Source organism: Bdellovibrionota bacterium, from assembly GCA_035292885.1.
GTDB lineage: Bacteria > Bdellovibrionota_G > JALEGL01 > JALEGL01 > DATDPG01 > DATDPG01.
In genome coordinates, this window is the sequence record DATDPG010000115.1 from 1 (window position 1) to 15,575 (window position 15,575).

Below are 15,575 nucleotides of genomic sequence, written 5' to 3' on the forward strand. Positions count from 1 at the left end.
TGATTCCGTCCATGCGGTCGTTGGTGGGCGATTTCGCGAGTCTCATCGGGCCGTTGGAGGGCCGGGAAATTTTTTTCCTCTCGATTTTCTCGGCATTAGGCGAGGAATTCTTTTTCCGCGGCCTTATTCAAGGGAAGTTCGGCTTTTGGGTTGCCTCCCTCGCCTTCGGCTTGCTTCATGTGGGTCCGACGCGCCGGTTCTTGCCCTGGACGCTCTTTGCAACAGCCATAGGGTTCTTTCTCGGCTGGCTTTACATTTGGCGGCAGGACCTTCTCACGCCGGTCGTCACGCACTTCCTGGTAAATCTCATCAACCTGCGGTTGCTGCGACGTCAGGGGCCGGGGAATTCGTAGCGAACCTCGAACGTTCCCCATGTTCCGCACTTGGTGCATCGCCAGGTCACGGGAATATGCCGTTGCCGGCAGTTGGGGCAAATGAAGCGCCGTGAGCGCTTGAACGCGGCAAAAAAATCGTCGGTAAAGGATGAAATATCCCGTCGTCCGGATTTTTCGTCCAACAACCGAACTCGGTCACGAATCGTATTGACGTAGACGGGGTTCAGGTCGTACGCGCGGCGCAGCACCTCCAAGGCTTCCGCGTTCTTTCGTTTCTTTTGAAGATGGCGGGCCAGGGAGTAATGGAGATAATAATTGTCCGGATAGGAACGGATGCACTCGCGAAGGGTCTGTTCGTATTTCGAAAATATTCCCATGCGATAGTGAGCGTCTTCGAGGCGCCGAAGGACGAGAAAGCTTTGGGCGGGCCAGCGCCGGACGGCCGCCTTCAAGCCTTCGATGGCCCGTTCGTATCGTTCCGCCGCGATGAACACGTCGGCCAACGTCAGGTGGGCGAATATATTGTGTTCCTCGGCACGAAATGCGCGGTGCACCGCACGGCGTGCACGAGTGACGAGCCCCCTCTTCAAGTAGTCCTGAGCGAGAGTTGCGCAGACAAAAGCCAGCCGCGTTTGTTCCGGCCGCCCGAGTTTGATCAATTTTACGATGAAACGCTCGGCCTCTTCCCATTTCTGCTGGAATTCATAGGCCCGCGAAAGACCATCCAGCGCAGCCACGTCCTGACGTTTTGATTCGAGGCTCTTGAGAAAATACCCCTCGCCGAAATCGTGGAGGCGGGCTTCCAGAAGGTCGAAGCCCAGATCCACGTGAAGGCGGCGCTCCGTTTCACGATCGAGCATCGGGCGGGCCAAAAGATTTCGGTGAATCCGGTAAGCGCGCCGCGCTTCTCCGCGAATCCGAAAGAGTCTTCCCAAAAGAAGGTATTCTTCGACGGCCGTGCGGTCCTTCCGGATACGAAGAGACAATGCGTCGATTAGTTCCTGAATGTTGCGAAGAAACTCATGTTGAGAGGAGCGGGCGAAAGCGACGCCGGGCACGTAATCCAAAGTCGCGCCGAGCGGTCTCATTTCCCGAAACAATGAAACCGAATCTTTCGACATCAAGCGCTAACGAATTTTCTTTCGCTCTGTCCAGTCGAGCGAGTCTTCAGGTTGCCCCTCGTGCGTAAATCGACTTTCAAAAGTGGGGGTCGTCACGAGGCCGGGACGGGGAGGTTCTTCATAGAGGGGTTGGTTTCTCAGCGCGTCCACTTCGCGTTCCAAAAGTTCCAGCATCCGGCGGGTTTTGCGAAGGCGTGATTCCATCCGCAGCAGCTCCACAAGGCTGACCACGCCGGCCAAAATAATGCCCGTCACGAAAGCGATCAACAAGACGAGAAACAACGGGTAGGGGGCGGATGTCCAAATCGCCAGCTTGAGGGTGGTCGGTTCTTGGTTTTGCAGGATGAATATCGATAGCGCGAGCGTACTGAACAGAATCAGAAAGATAACGAGAAGCCGGCGCGCCATTCCCATGCGGGGGATCGTACCTTTCCCCGGCCCGGCTGAGAAGTCCGAATTTGTACTGAAAGATCAACAGCTTTACCTGGGGTTTTTGACAAAGAAGGCATAGGTCCGGAGAATCAAAACGTGCCGAAATTTACGGTGAAATTAGCCGGCAACCGCCAAGCCTCCTTTATTGTCGAAGGCTCCGATATTTTCGTCGGACGGGTCCCCGCGATCAACGATATCTGCATTGAGGACCCCTCCGTATCGAGGCAGCACGCCCACATCAAGAAGCGGGAAGAGGGGTACACGATTTACGATCTTAAGAGCCTAAACGGCGTCATTCTCAACGGCGCGCGCGTGTCACGCGCCGTTCTGAAAGATGGGGATGAGATCCGGCTGGGAGACGCCACGATGACGGTTCAGCTCCGGCAAGAATCGGAAGAGGAAGAATTGAACGCCATAGAGCAGTCGGAGGCGACGAAGTCCCACGTGCGAATCGTGCAGGACGAGGTCACGAAGAAAACCGTTGCACCGCGCATCGGCCGTAAAAAACGCTCTAAAAAATCCAAGTAGAAACGCCCAAACGATTTCCGGCCTGAGGGACCGGAATTCGCCAATATTTGCGTCGCCCCATAGCTCAAAATCAATGGCACGGATGCTGCTCACTCCCGCACCGTGATTACACGCACATTCGGAGGCGCTTTCTCCGGAATCGAGCCTTTTGTCGTGACCGTCGAAACCGACGTTCAGCGAGGTATTCCAAAGTTCGAAGTTGTTGGATTGGCGAACAGCGCCGTGCAAGAGGGCCGAAACCGGATTGTTTCGGCGCTGCGAAGCAGTGGAATTCCCTGGAACACCAAACGTGTCACGGTAAACCTGGCTCCCGCAGCGGTACGAAAAGATGGCGCAGCGCTTGATCTACCGATCGCGCTTGGCCTGGCGTCGGCGGCTCAGGTGATTTCGTCTGCGGCTCTCGAGAAATGCGCCGCCATGGGAGAGCTGGCGTTGGATGGAACACTTCGTTCCATCCGCGGCGCGATGGCCTTCTCGGATCATGCCGCGAGTCAGGGATTTCAGCGGGTCATCCTTCCACGCGGATCGGCTGGAGAGGCGGCCCTGGTCCCGGATCTAGAGGTGATCGCTCCCTCCAGTCTGGCGGAGTTAATTGGAGTTCTTCGCGGGGAGGTGACCTGTCCGCCGCCGGCCGCTCCGACCATTCAATGCCGCTGGAATGTGGAGGGGGTGGATTGGTCGGATGTGGGCGGTCAGGAATTTGCAAAACGTGCGCTGGAGATTGGTGCAGCCGGACAACACAATGTCCTCTTAGCGGGACCTCCGGGAGTCGGAAAAACGCTCCTTGCCCGTCGTTTAGCCACGATTCTGCCTCCGATGGATGGGCTCTCTCTTCGCGAACTTCAGCGAATTTACAGCGCCGCGGGGCACGACATCACGAAAGAAGGATTGTCGTTCCCTCCGTTCCGCGCCCCGCATCACAATGCGTCGGTGGCTGGAATGATCGGCGGCGGTAGACCCTTTCGGCCAGGGGAATTCACGCTCGCGCATCGAGGCGTTCTTTTCCTGGATGAACTGCCCGAGTTTCGGCGGGACATCATTGAAGCTTTGCGAGAACCGATGGAAAACGGCGTCGTCACGATCGCCCGATCCGAGGGACTTTACCATCTTCCCTCGCAGTTTCTTCTGCTGGGCGCCATGAATCTTTGTCCCTGCGGATCGCTCGGGGATCCCAAGCTGGTTTGTACATGTGTGCCCCCCGCGGTCATGCGCTACCGTGAAAAAGTGTCGGGGCCGATCCGCGATCGCCTTGATCTCATCGTCGAAACTCCTCGGCCCACATGGAACGATGTCTGGTCGGCCGAGCGCGGCGAGACGAGTGCCAGCGTTCGTGAGCGGGTCGTCGCCGCCCGAGACCGACAGTGGCGAAGGCACGGCCGACGCCCGGTTTGGAACGCGACCCTATCTTCCCGCGAAGTGCGCAAACTGGCGTCTCCGGATGCGGAGGGAGAGCGTTTATTGGAAAAGGCGGTCGATCAACTTGCCCTCTCCGCCCGTGGAATCGACAAGACTCTCCGGGTCGCCCGTACGATCGCCGACCTGGAGGGAAGCGACACGGTTCATGTTTCTCACGTTGCGGAAGCTCTGCAGTACCGGCCGACGCAAATGCGACTAAGCTCGATGACAGGCTAGACTGCTCACGCTTTTAAAAATGGCAGGACGAAAATCAATTGGGGCAACGGTCGAATTGGAAAGGCGCATCCATGAAATTCGAGGGCAACGGGTGATGTTGGACGCTGACCTTGCACAACTCTATGGTGTGAAGACCAAACACCTAAACCAAGCCATAAAACGGAATCCCAAGCGTTTTCCTGTTGATTTTATGTTTCGTTTGACATTTCAGGAATTGAGAAATTTGAGGTCACAAATTGTGACCTCAAAGAAAAGAAAAGGGGGGCGAAGAAATTTGCCATACGCCTTTACAGAGCACGGCGCCTTTATGGCGGCGAACGTATTGAAAAGCTCCAGGGCGGTACTGGTGAGCATTCACGTCGTGCGTGCTTTTGTACGACTTCGAGAAATGATGATGACCCACAAAGATCTGTCGAGAAAGATCGATGAATTGGAGGAGAAATACGATACTCAATTCCGGGTGGTTTTTCAGGCTATACGGCAATTAATGGAACCGCCGGTTCCATTCAAACGAAGAATCGGTTTTCAGTCAGAATCCAAGGAGACGCTTAAAGATGGTTTTTGACAATCCGGTTTCCCGTCTGATACGGACGCCGCCCATGGCGCTCAAATACGATCATGACGAGTTGGTCAAAGATCTGGCTCTACTCATCGAACGGGATTCGCGGTACGCGCTGGTGAAATACTTCGTTCCCTGGGGGGACGCGAAGACCGATCTCATCGGCCCATTTTATCCGGATATCACTGTTCTTCGCCGGGAAGGACGAATCAAGGTGATGATCGAATTTGAAACCCCGTACTCATTTGAAGACAGCGACGAGGTTCGCCGCCTGGAGTCCTTGTCGAGCTATTGCGCGGCGAACGGCTGGGAATTTCATATCGCGTGCGCGGATGACGAGACTCGCGAACTCACGAAAAAAAAGATCTACGGCCGGGAGGTTCAACCCAAAGCCATTTGGGTGCTTGGCGGTACGCCGTTTGCGGCGGACAAACCGATCGACGCCGTGGCTTGACGCAGGCCCGACGGCTCCTATCTCATGGATTTTCGAGCAATCAACTGAACTCTTACGGACGTCGGACTGAGCGGGCGTTCGTTGTAGTAAGTGACGTGAAGGTCGCGGGAACATTCGAGGGCCTCGTTCGTTTTCCAGCATTCGAACGGTTCCGGTTTGTAACCGCCGGAGATCCGAAGCTGATCCACCAGATAACCCTCTAAAATGAGCGTCCCTCCTTTGTTCAGGCCGCGAGCTAAGCCTTTAAAAAGCGTGAGGGGAGGGTGGATGTCGCAGACGACGATCGTGTCGTATTTCATCAATGGGATGAGGAAAAAATCGAGATCCTGCGTCTTGGCCTCGACGGTTACGCCCGATTCTTTGGCCAATTTGGTGGCGCGTTCCACCGCCCGTTCGACAAAATCGATACCGACGATCTTAAATCCCTTAGACGCGAGATAAACGGCGTTTCTTCCTTCCCCCATGCCGACATCGAGCGTTTCGCCTTTTCGAAGATACTCGATATTTTCGACCAAGAACGAAGAGGGCCCCTTTCCGTACAGAAAATCCTGCGAGTCGGCGTACCGTTTCACCCACCATTCCTTGGAGCCCTCCCGTACGGGACGCGTGGATTCTTCGGTCATGCGTAAGCCCTCCTTCCTTCGCCGATGGACTCCCTCTTTACACCGTGCAGCATACTGGCTACCCTATCACCCCCTAAACCGACCCGGAAGTTTGGATGATGGCGATTCAAAAAATGATTTCCCCGTTTCGAACCATTTTCGGTACTGCGCGGAAGGGTGAGGAGGCCCCATCGGGCCAACCGGTCGTGCCGTCCGGTGTGACGCTGGAACAAGGTTTTCCGAAAGGTTTTCACGTCTATGGGTTTACCCCCGGACCGAATCCGGAAGGCGAGATTATGGTCGGTGCCGGGGATCCGGCCACCTCTCATGGAGCTGTATTCGTCGGCCGGCATAATGGCGTGTGGCGTCAGATCGACCTTCCGGATGAAACGGCGCTCCTGACCCATTTCCTCCGACTTCCGGACGGGCGCTTTGTGGCGGGAGGCATGAATGCAATCGGTCGCGGAGCGATCCTGATCGGAGACGCTCGGGCATCCGATTGGCACAGCGTGGACCTCGATCTCCACGCCTATTCTTCCATTGCTGCGCTTCTTCGACTCCGAAACGGCGAACTTCTCGCTTCCCTCGGCCAGATGGTCACGCAAGGGAAGACCAAGCCGGTTCTCTTCCGCTCTACCGATGAGGGAATGAGCTGGGCGAAGGAAGAACAAAACCTGCCGATTTCGATGTTTTTGTCATTTGCCGTCGACGGCAAGGGAACGCTGTACGGCGGTACGTCCGGAGACCATGATCCGCTTCTCTATGTATCCCGCGACGGAGCTCGAATGTGGGAGCCGTTGCCCCCGTTCCCCTCGTATAAGACATACAAAATGGTTCACGTCCGTTCGGTGCGTCAGGAAAGAATCGAACGCTTGTACGTCATGCTTTGGGGCTACAAGACCGACCTCGCGGATCGCGTCATTCGTCTCTATGTCTCCGCGCCTGATTTTTCCGGTTGGGAAGAGCTTCCATCCATCGACGATTCCCACTTCGTCTTTTCGTTTCTGGTTGGTTCCGATGGAACTTTTTATGTCGGAAGCGAAAAGGGAAGGGTTTATCGTTCGAAGGACTTCGGCCGAACGTGGAAGTCGGTCGTTCAGTTCGCGACCAATATCGGGGCGTACGCTTTGCACGAAGATTCCTCAGGACAAATCTGGATCGGAAAGGATTTTGTCGCTCCTTCGCATCCGAGTCTTTGGCGGCTTTGTTTCTGACTTGACAAGGGATAACGCCCTGCGTAAATGACCGAAAGGATGCCGATTCGTCGGTTACTATTCGTTCTTGTTCTTCTTGCCCTGGAAACCTCTGCTTTGGCCGATGCAGCGGCTGGGCTCCACCTTCAGAACTATGCTCGTTGTCTGATGGTCGGGACGGAATATCTGTGTGTCGTTGATACAGACTACATCGATCGTTTGATCCATAAACCGGCGGAAGTTGATTTGCAGCTTTTTGTATTTAGTGCGCCGTCGTGGCGCTCTTCCGAAGATGCCCCGTCGCCGGAGGTCCGAATCTACGGAAGTACTCTTAACGTTTGGCGTCCAGCGGAGCTCTTTCCCGAGGGCAAGCGACACGGCTCGGATCTCTGTTGGGAAACGCCTCTTGGATGTCCGACGCCGTATGACGTCGGCTATTTTTCTCGCAGTCAGAAGGAGCCGGTTCAAAACGTCGATCGCATTTGGAGAGACGTGGATGTTCGCGACTCAGATCCGGAGGTTGTCCGGAAGGCGTTGGAAGCGACGCAGACGATGGCGGCTTTTTTCCCCGTTTCGCGAGCTTCATTCGGTGTGTGGGAAACAATGGTGAATCAGCGGGGGAACAGCCTTTGGTTTGAAGGAAAATGGGAGATCTTCGTTGGTCCGAACTGCGAAAAACCGGGAGGGTGGCTGTCTGCCTTTAAGGCGTCGAACGTCTGTCTCCGCGAGGAAAGAGGAGGAGCGTCATTTACAATCCAGAGCAGGTGTGTTCGATGCGCAGAAACTCCCGACCTCATGACTGTTTCGGAAGTCACCCGACATTTTATCGATGTGAATGCCTTCGAGGTCGTCTTTCGTACGTTAGCTGTGGAGTTTCCAGACCACGGAAAGGTTCTTAGCGATCTGATCGATACGAGAAAGAATTATTACGGCCAGTTGTACAGATATCTCTATCCTCCTCAGGACGATTGATCGCATCCTCCACGTACGATAGGCTTTTGGGATCCATGCGCGGAACTTACACATTCTCCCTAGTAAGACCTCAGCGTCGAAAGACGCGGGAAGTGCGCGTCGGCGACGTGACGATCGGCGGCCAGCACCCGATCGCCGTCCAATCGATGACGACGACCTCCACACTCGATACGAAGGCCACCGTCGATCAAATCTCGAAATTGATCGATGTCGGATGCGACATTGTCCGGGTCACGACGCCGATGATGGCCGATGCCGAGAATGTTCCGAATATCAAAGCCGAGATGAAGCGGCGCAACCTGCGCGTACCGCTCGTGGCGGATGTCCACTTCCTACCACAGGTGGCGCTCAAAGTTTGTGAGTGCGTCGAGAAAGTACGGATCAATCCTGGAAATTACGCCGACCGGAAGAAATTCGACGTGAAAGAGTACACCGACACCGAATATGACGCCGAGATCGGCCGGATTCGGGAGGCTTTCGTTCCGCTCGTTCGGAAGGCGAAGGAGTACGGCGTCGCGATGCGAATCGGCACCAACCACGGCTCGCTCTCCGACCGGATCATGAACCGTTACGGAGACACGCCTCTCGGAATGGTCGAATCGGCGCTGGAGTTTCTTCGGATCGCCGAGGACGAGGGGTATCGAGACATCATCTTATCGATGAAGTCGTCCAATACGCGGGTGATGATTCAGGCCTACCGCCTCCTTGTCGCTAAGATGAACGAATACGGGATGGACTATCCTCTCCATCTCGGTGTCACGGAAGCGGGGGACGGAGAAGACGGCCGGATCAAGTCGTCGATCGGAATCGGGAGCCTCCTGGCCGACGGCTTGGGCGACACGATTCGCGTTTCACTGACGGAAGACCCCGAGCATGAAGTCCCCGTGGCCCGGCGGATCGCCAATTTCTATTCCCGGCCCTTCGTTTCAAAGCCAACCAAACCATCCGTCGAGATTCACCCCGCGTGGGACTTCTTCTCGTACGATCGCAGGGTGAGCGATCGCTTGGCAGGAAAGACGATCGGCGTGGGAGAAGGAAGTCTGGTTCGAGTCCGGACGGACGTTACGGCGGCCCGTTTGGAGCCGTTTGTGTCGACGTACGGCCGGTTCGAGCCGAAAGTTGAAATCGTCTCCATGGTCACCTCGCCGGAATTGGCGTCGTCCAAAGTCTATCCGAAGCTGGCCGGCGAAATGTCGGTGCTCCTTCGCGCCGGGACCGAAACACCGTCGGACCTTTCGGGACAAGAGATCCCGTTCGACCAGTTGTCGATTCGCCCGTCGCCCGCCTGGAGCGAGCCGAAATATCTCGAATCTTTGATTCGCCTCTTGGGCGGCCGGCCTCTTTGGCTGCGCGTGAACGACGAAAAAGGGTTGGGCCAAGTCATTCCATGGATCGAAAGAGCGGGATCGAAAGTGAAAATCGGTCTCGAAATCGAAGGGAATCAGCTTACATCGATCGGCCGGATGGCCGCGGCCGAATTGTCAAAAAACAACCTGCGAACGCCCATCCACCTTCGGTACGTAGCCAAGCCCGATGAACCGGCCCACGACATTCTGGTCCGGGCGTCCGTAGAAATCGGTTGCCTTCTGTGCGACGGCATCGGCGACAGCATCGAGGTTTCCTCGTCGCAAGATATTCCGTTCAACCATCGACTGGCGTTCAACATTTTGCAGGCCGGCCGCCTTCGGATGACGAAGACGGAATATATCGCCTGTCCGTCCTGCGGCCGGACGCTGTTCGATCTTCAGGAGACGACGGCGCGGATTCGGTCGAGGACATCTCATCTCAAAGGTGTCAAGATCGCGATCATGGGTTGCATCGTGAACGGTCCGGGGGAGATGGCCGACGCGGATTTCGGTTATGTCGGCTCGGGTCCCGGTTTTATCAACCTTTACGTAGGCAAAGAATGTGTGGAGCGGCACGTACCTCAAGCGGAAGCGGATCATCGCCTCGTGAACCTCATTAAGTCGCGCGGGCAATGGGTCGATCCGACATAATCCCGGAGATCGCTCATCGCGTTCTCTGCGCTTCGTTCGAACAACCGTGGAATTTTCCTCACCTGGTCGATCGGGAAGTCACCCGCAATCACGCGCTTCGGTCCGCCGATCGGCGGGAGCTGACTGAAATTCTTCACGACTCGGTTCGATGGCGTCGGAGGATCTGGGGAGACATCGCCCCGAGTCGTATGGACGATGCTTACGTTCGCGAACGATTAGTTGAAGCCAAGAGCCTGCGCCACGCTCCGCCGATCACCAAATGGTCATCTTTAAGCATGGATGCATTGGCTCGCGAACTTTCCTATCCGACCTGGCTGATCGAAAGATGGATTCACAATTTGGGGCTGGCGTCGACGATTTCGCTGGCGTTGTCGATGAATGAGCCGGCTCCCGTCACTCTCCGGACGAACATACTGAGAATCGATCGCAAGGCACTGAAAGATCGTTTGGCGAAAGAAGATGTTCCGACGCAAGAGACCCGGCAATCTCCGTGGGGTCTCAACGTCACCGGGCGGAGAAATTTGCGCGGCCTCAGAAGTTTCAAAATGGGCTTTTTTGAAATTCAGGACGAGGGGAGCCAGATGGCGGTTCTGTTGAGCGAAGCGAAATCCGATCAGACCGTGGTCGACGCGTGTACCGGCGCCGGAGGAAAAGCTTTGGCGATCGCCGGTCTCCTCCGAAACAGCGGCCGGATCCTTGCGCTCGATGCGGACAGCCGGCCCTTTGCGGAACTTCAGCGGCGGGCCAAACGTTCCGGCGTCAAGAACATCGAAACGATGTGGGTCGCAGCCGACGATCCGGACCCGCTCCCCAGTTTCAAGAAGAAGGCCGATATCGTTCTCGTGGACGCACCCTGCTCCTCTCTCGGAACCCTGAGGCGGCGACCGTGGGCAAAGTGGGCGATCTCGGCCGAAAACGCGGATCAATTTCCCAAAAGGCAGCTCGCTCTTCTTCGGCGATTCGCACAGGTTGTAAAGCCGAACGGCCGGATCGAATACATCACCTGCACTTTGCACGCGGCGGAGAACGAGGCCGTCGTCTCCGCTTTTCAGAAAGAAGAGACGGAATTTACGCCGCTCGGCGACCCTAAGATCTTGCGGCCGGACACCGACGGCTGCGACGGTTTCTTTATCGCACGGTTTGAACGCCTCACCGCCTAGGGATTGGATAGAAACAGCTGTTTTAGTGTATAATTAGTATACAATAACGGGGTGAATTTTGAGCATGACCCCGAAAAGAGCGAGGCAAACCGAAAGAAACATGGCATCGATTTTCTCGAAGCCGAGAAGCTGTGGGAAGGACCGTGCGTTGAGTTCGCCGCCCGCAGCGAGTTTGATAACCGGTTTGCTCTGTTTGGATCGCTTGGCAGACAACTATACACGTGCATTTACACCGTGAGGGAGGACCGAATTCGAATTATCAGTTGTCGGAGGGCCCGCGAAAAGGAGGTCAGGTTGTATGAAAAAAGCTTTAAGAAAACCTAGGACCGCCGAAGAATTTGACGCTTATTTTGAGGGTCACGATATTGCGCCCTTGCTCGATACGCGGACAAGGCGCGTGAACATCGATTTTCCGGCATCCGTCCTCAGTCGCTTGGATCTAAAGGCGCGCCAGCTGGGTTTAACCCGCCAGGCGCTTGTTAAGTACTGGATTGCTGAACGGCTGGAACTTGTTCTAAAGCCTGGTCGCTGAGTAGCGTCGACGAACATCGAGAATGTCCCAAGCCATGAAAGACATTTTGGCCGCTCTGAAATCGTGGCGGACGGCCTCGGTGACGCTGCTTTCGTTTTCCTCGGGATTGCCGTTGGGCATCGTGATGATCGCCATTCCGGACTGGATGCGCGATGTGGGTGTGGATATTCGCATTGTCGGTCTGATCACGTTGGCCCAACTCCCTTGGTCGCTGAAAGTTCTTTGGGCGCCCACGATGGATCGATGGCAGCTTCCCTGGTTAGGGCGGCGGAGAGACTGGACCGCCGTCATGCAGATTGCGCTACTTATTTTGTCTTTAATGCTGGCTGGCGTGGGCCACCACCCGGATACGCCGTGGGTCGTTGCCGCTCTGGCGTTCGCGATCGCGATTGCCTCGGCGAGCCAGGACATCGCACTGGACGCATATGCCGTGGATGTCCTGCATCGAGAGGAGCAAGGAATCGCGGTCGGCGCCCGCACGGCCTTCTATCGAATCGCGACCGGTGTTTCGGGCGGACTCGCGATCACGTGTGCCGGATGGGTTTCCTGGCCGGTGGTCAACGCATGCTTGGCGCTTCTTTATCTTCCGCTTCTTTGGATCACGTGGAAGGCGCCCGATCCGGAGGTTCATCCGATTCCCCCCAAAACGATCCGCGAAGCGGTATGGGAGCCGCTGCACGGATTTCTCTCGCGCCCTCGGGCGATGGAGATTCTCGCGTTCGTCATTTTCTACAAACTGGCCGACACGTTCGCCTCAGCCCTTATCCGGCCCTTTTTGATCGATATGGGGTATTCGTCGTTTGATCGCGGTGTTGCCTTGGCCACGATGGGACTTACGGCCTCCTTGGTCGGTTCGATTGTCGGAGGTGTGGTTACAACGGCGATCGGGCTTGGAAATTCCCTTTGGGTGTTCGGCTTTTTGCAGATCTTTTCGAATATCGGCTACGCGTTCATTGCGGACTCACCGGTAAATCGGCTCCTGATGTATTCCGCCGTGGGCGTCGAGCATTTTACGGGTGGGTTGGGAGCGGGGGCGTTCGGCGTCTTTCTATTTCGGATTACGCAGAAGCGGTTTTCGGCGACGCAATACGCTCTTTTCTCTTCGTTTTTCGCTTTGCCCCGAATCATCTCCGGTCCGATTACGGGATTTGTCGTCAACGCCATCGGATGGAAGCTGTTTTTCTGGCTATCGCTGACGGCCGGTATTCCGGGGATGATCCTTTTGCAGCGTTTTGCTCCTCTCGGTGTGCGTGAGCCGGCGGTGGAACAAAAAGATTAGACCTTGAGCATGGAATCATCACGCGGTAAGTGTCGATAAGTATGGCCGAACCGAAAGAGAAGGGAGCTTCGGGCCTCTGTACTCGGCCCTGCGAAAAAACCATTGAACCCCGCGACTACGTGGTGTTGCCGAAGGGGAAGGCGCACGAAGCATATGCCAAAACACCGCGCGTTTCGGTACTCAATGTTGTTCGGTCTTTGGAGAGCCTGCCCGACGACGAATTTACCAGTGACTCCATTGCCGATTTTCTGCGCCGGCATCCGATCGATCTGGAATCGATTGGCCGATACACGCTGTTCGATTCGGCTCGGTACACGAGGAATCGGATTGCTTTGAACCATCGGTTCGAAGTCATGCTCTTGTGCTGGGAGCAAGGGCATGCCACGCCGGTACATAATCATGACGGCCAAAGTTGCTGGGTTTATCTCCTTTCCGGAAAGCTCTCGTTTACGAATTACAAGTGGTTGGGGTGCGATCGGGGCGAACGCACGGTTCACTTGAAGGAATTGTCCCGCGTCCCGATGGCCGCGGAGGGGAGTATGAACGTGATCGATGAAAGGGACGCGATCCATCAATTGGCGAATGAACCGGCGTTTGGAACAAGAGCGATTTCCCTCCATGTTTACGCAAAGCCGCTGCAAACGTGCGTGGTTTACGATGCCAAAGCCGGGAACTGCTGGGACCAAAGGCTGGCGTATTATTCTATTGATGGAGTTCGGGTTCCGGCTCTACCGCAAATAATCGGATAAGACCGACTTTCCATTGCTCAAAATTGGCTCGCCGTCCCCCAAGAGCAACGCGTCGAACTCGTACTTCAGCAGCGCTCGAAGCCCCTCTTTCGCTTTTGCAGGGTCCTTAAATTTTTCCGGGGGGAGCATCGAGATCGATCCCTCAGGCTTCCCGATGACGGCATCTCCCACGATCAACGCAGGAACTTTTCCTTTAAAGAGAAACGCTGTTTCGCCCGCGGTCTTTCCGTCTCGCAACGTGATCGCTCGGAGCCCGCACGCCAGGGTCTCGCCATTGCGATAGGTGCGATCGATCGGAATTTCCACCAGCGTCTTGTCGGATTCATGAATCCAAATCGGGCTGTCGAAATTCCGCCGGAGAACTTCCGCGGCCCGCGTGTGATGCTTATTCGTAAGCAATATCGCCACGGGGCGTTTTGTTTTGCGGATAAATTCCAGATCCGCCGCGGAAGGGGTGGGCGGATCGATGACGGCCGCCTCTTTATCCGTCACCAGATACCAGCCGTTGAAATTAAGTTGTTTTTCCGAATTGAAAACCGACCAGGTCCAAATCGAGGGGACGATTTCTTTCATGCGAACCTCCTTGATTACAGGCGCCAGCTTAGGTCGGCGGCCCGAAAAAGAAAAGGGTTGATGCTTCTAAACGATCGGGATAGCCAGATCCCGTGTGGCATAAAGCGTTTCTTGAAGAATGCCGTCGGGCCGGTTTCAATCTCGCCGGCATCGCATCGGTGACTTCGTACGATTCATCGACGCCCGAGCCTTTGCGATTGGCGCGCCGATTTTCGGGAGCAAGGTCGGCTCTGATCCTTGCCACCGGAGGAACATCCTTTTGGAACTCTCTGGCCCAGCGGGAGAAGTCCTGTTCGCACCCGCTGGATCGGGCCACGGTTCACCGACTCAGAAAACCGGTTCGGTTTCTTCGCCGTCAAGGAGTTTGTCACAGGATCCTCTTTCCGTTCCGCTCGTCTGGCCTGAAGGTCAGTTTTCGACGTTTGGCAGAAGCCTCGGGGTTAGGAAATGCGAATACGGTCTTGAACATCCTCGTCCATCCGGTGTACGGCCCATGGGTCAGTCTCCGGGCGTTGATTCTGGTCGATCAGGTTCTGGAACCGACGGTTCCGCTCACCGAATTTGATCCATGCGCTCCGTGCGCAAAACCGTGCATCCGAGCTTGTCCCTCCAACGCGATTCGCACGACCGGGTTTGAATTGCGCCTGTGCGGAATCCATATTTCGAAGTTTCCATCCTGTGACGAAGGCTGCCTTGCCCGGCGTGCCTGCGTTTATGGGAAGGAGCACGCCTATTCCGGGAACGAAGGATTTCATCGCCAGCGATTTGCGAAACAGGCGATCCTCCAGTATCTTGCGCGCGAGAGTTAGATGGCGGAATTGAAATGCGCCCGATGCAGTCGAGCCGCGGAAGGTCTCACGGCCCCACCGATCGGCGGAGCTATGGGCGAAAGAATTCAAAAGAATATCTGTGGGGACTGTTGGAAAGAGTGGATGACCCTTTCCACCAAAGTGATTAATGAATACCGTTTGCAGTTGTTCCGCCCCGACCATCGGAAGATCCTGGAAGAACAAATGAAGGCGTTCTTCAATTTTACGGACTGATTTCGTTCCGCCGCAAAATCTCCAAAATCGCTCTGGCCATGACCTCCAGGTCGCTCCGGCCGGAGATCTCGATCCGTTCAAATCCTTTTCGAACCGTGAATTTGATTTCGCCGCGCGGATAATCGGAAAGCACGTTGATTTTCCAATCGTGCTCGTTCAGCCACGTCCGGCACCCCTCCCAACTCGGAGCGTCGAACGTGACGCCTTTCTCACGCAGATGATCGAACAAAGTGCGTTCTTCACCACTCAAATCCATCATGAGTGGACTTAAAGCCTGATGTTAACCTCGACGTCAAGCGGCACACGATATGTTGAAACGGCCGGTCAATCGATGTTCTCGCGTTTGATCCGGCGGCGGATATAATGCCGCCAGTTTAATGCTTATGAAAAAAGTGCCCGCGAAAGCCGCGTCAC

At 55.7% G+C, this 15,575-nt stretch carries 20 protein-coding genes; 15 read left to right on the forward strand and 5 right to left on the reverse strand.

The window, feature by feature from the left end; translation table 11 throughout:
* Positions 1–353, forward strand: a 353-nt coding sequence (locus VI895_09100; GenBank protein ID HLG19951.1) for a CPBP family intramembrane glutamic endopeptidase, incomplete at its 5' end; no start/stop codon positions are given.
* Here the strand turns inward: VI895_09100 and VI895_09105 are convergent.
* Positions 332–1,423, reverse strand: a complete 1,092-nt coding sequence (locus VI895_09105; protein HLG19952.1) for a hypothetical protein — start codon at positions 1,421–1,423, stop codon at positions 332–334. The genes VI895_09100 and VI895_09105 overlap by 22 nt on opposite strands.
* A gap of 39 nt (positions 1,424–1,462) precedes the next feature.
* The gene (locus VI895_09110; GenBank protein HLG19953.1) at positions 1,463–1,870 is read right to left on the reverse strand and encodes a LapA family protein; all 408 of its coding nucleotides are present in this window, start codon (positions 1,868–1,870) and stop codon (positions 1,463–1,465) included.
* A gap of 114 nt (positions 1,871–1,984) precedes the next feature.
* Between VI895_09110 and VI895_09115 the strand changes: the two genes are divergently transcribed.
* The 4 genes from VI895_09115 to VI895_09130 all read left to right on the forward strand — a co-directional run bounded on the left by VI895_09115 (position 1,985) and on the right by VI895_09130 (position 5,061).
* Entirely contained in the window at positions 1,985–2,416 is a 432-nt protein-coding gene (locus VI895_09115; protein HLG19954.1) for an FHA domain-containing protein, read from the forward strand.
* Between the two features lie 102 nt (positions 2,417–2,518).
* Entirely contained in the window at positions 2,519–4,048 is a 1,530-nt protein-coding gene (locus VI895_09120) for a YifB family Mg chelatase-like AAA ATPase (protein HLG19955.1), read from the forward strand.
* Between the two features lie 19 nt (positions 4,049–4,067).
* A complete protein-coding gene (locus VI895_09125; protein ID HLG19956.1) occupies positions 4,068–4,613 on the forward strand; it encodes an ORF6N domain-containing protein in 546 nt (181 codons plus the stop codon).
* Positions 4,614–4,647: 34 nt separating this feature from the next.
* Positions 4,648–5,061: a hypothetical protein gene (locus VI895_09130; GenBank protein HLG19957.1), complete on the forward strand. Its 414-nt coding sequence runs from the start codon at positions 4,648–4,650 to the stop codon at positions 5,059–5,061.
* Positions 5,062–5,078: 17 nt separating this feature from the next.
* Here the strand turns inward: VI895_09130 and VI895_09135 are convergent, their stop codons facing one another.
* Entirely contained in the window at positions 5,079–5,684 is a 606-nt protein-coding gene (locus VI895_09135) for a class I SAM-dependent methyltransferase (GenBank protein ID HLG19958.1), read from the reverse strand.
* A 95-nt stretch (positions 5,685–5,779) separates the two neighbouring features.
* On the opposite strand from VI895_09135, the gene VI895_09140 reads away from it, so the two are divergent.
* Genes VI895_09140 through VI895_09175 form a run of 8 tightly spaced genes read left to right on the forward strand, consistent with a single transcriptional unit; the run spans position 5,780 to position 13,545 of the window.
* Complete coding sequence (locus VI895_09140; protein HLG19959.1) at positions 5,780–6,877, forward strand: hypothetical protein; 1,098 nt, start codon at positions 5,780–5,782, stop codon at positions 6,875–6,877.
* Between the two features lie 27 nt (positions 6,878–6,904).
* Entirely contained in the window at positions 6,905–7,828 is a 924-nt protein-coding gene (locus VI895_09145) for a hypothetical protein (protein ID HLG19960.1), read from the forward strand.
* Between the two features lie 35 nt (positions 7,829–7,863).
* On the forward strand, positions 7,864–9,825 hold the full coding sequence (gene ispG, locus VI895_09150; protein ID HLG19961.1) for a (E)-4-hydroxy-3-methylbut-2-enyl-diphosphate synthase: 1,962 nt from the start codon (positions 7,864–7,866) through the stop codon (positions 9,823–9,825).
* The gene (locus VI895_09155; protein ID HLG19962.1) at positions 9,807–10,985 is read left to right on the forward strand and encodes a class I SAM-dependent methyltransferase; all 1,179 of its coding nucleotides are present in this window, start codon (positions 9,807–9,809) and stop codon (positions 10,983–10,985) included. Before ispG ends, VI895_09155 begins: the two co-directional genes overlap by 19 nt.
* A 51-nt stretch (positions 10,986–11,036) precedes the next feature.
* Positions 11,037–11,309 (forward strand): BrnT family toxin, encoded by a 273-nt coding sequence (locus tag VI895_09160; protein HLG19963.1) that lies wholly within the window; start codon positions 11,037–11,039, stop codon positions 11,307–11,309.
* Positions 11,284–11,517: a CopG family transcriptional regulator gene (locus tag VI895_09165; GenBank protein ID HLG19964.1), complete on the forward strand. Its 234-nt coding sequence runs from the start codon at positions 11,284–11,286 to the stop codon at positions 11,515–11,517. The genes VI895_09160 and VI895_09165 overlap by 26 nt, the downstream gene beginning before the upstream one ends.
* 22 nt (positions 11,518–11,539) lie before the next feature.
* A complete protein-coding gene (locus VI895_09170; GenBank protein HLG19965.1) occupies positions 11,540–12,796 on the forward strand; it encodes an MFS transporter in 1,257 nt (418 codons plus the stop codon).
* A 29-nt stretch (positions 12,797–12,825) separates the two neighbouring features.
* A complete protein-coding gene (locus VI895_09175; GenBank protein HLG19966.1) occupies positions 12,826–13,545 on the forward strand; it encodes a cysteine dioxygenase family protein in 720 nt (239 codons plus the stop codon).
* Here the strand turns inward: VI895_09175 and VI895_09180 are convergent.
* Positions 13,525–14,118, reverse strand: a complete 594-nt coding sequence (locus VI895_09180; GenBank protein HLG19967.1) for a hypothetical protein — start codon at positions 14,116–14,118, stop codon at positions 13,525–13,527. The two genes, VI895_09175 and VI895_09180, sit on opposite strands and share 21 nt — an antisense overlap.
* A gap of 92 nt (positions 14,119–14,210) precedes the next feature.
* On the opposite strand from VI895_09180, the gene VI895_09185 reads away from it, so the two are divergent.
* A complete protein-coding gene (locus tag VI895_09185; protein HLG19968.1) occupies positions 14,211–14,927 on the forward strand; it encodes a hypothetical protein in 717 nt (238 codons plus the stop codon).
* The gene (locus VI895_09190; protein HLG19969.1) at positions 14,928–15,161 is read left to right on the forward strand and encodes an oxidative damage protection protein; all 234 of its coding nucleotides are present in this window, start codon (positions 14,928–14,930) and stop codon (positions 15,159–15,161) included.
* Here VI895_09190 and VI895_09195 read toward each other — a convergent pair.
* Entirely contained in the window at positions 15,151–15,390 is a 240-nt protein-coding gene (locus VI895_09195) for a hypothetical protein (protein ID HLG19970.1), read from the reverse strand. The genes VI895_09190 and VI895_09195 overlap by 11 nt on opposite strands.
* Positions 15,391–15,575 lie beyond the last annotated feature (185 nt).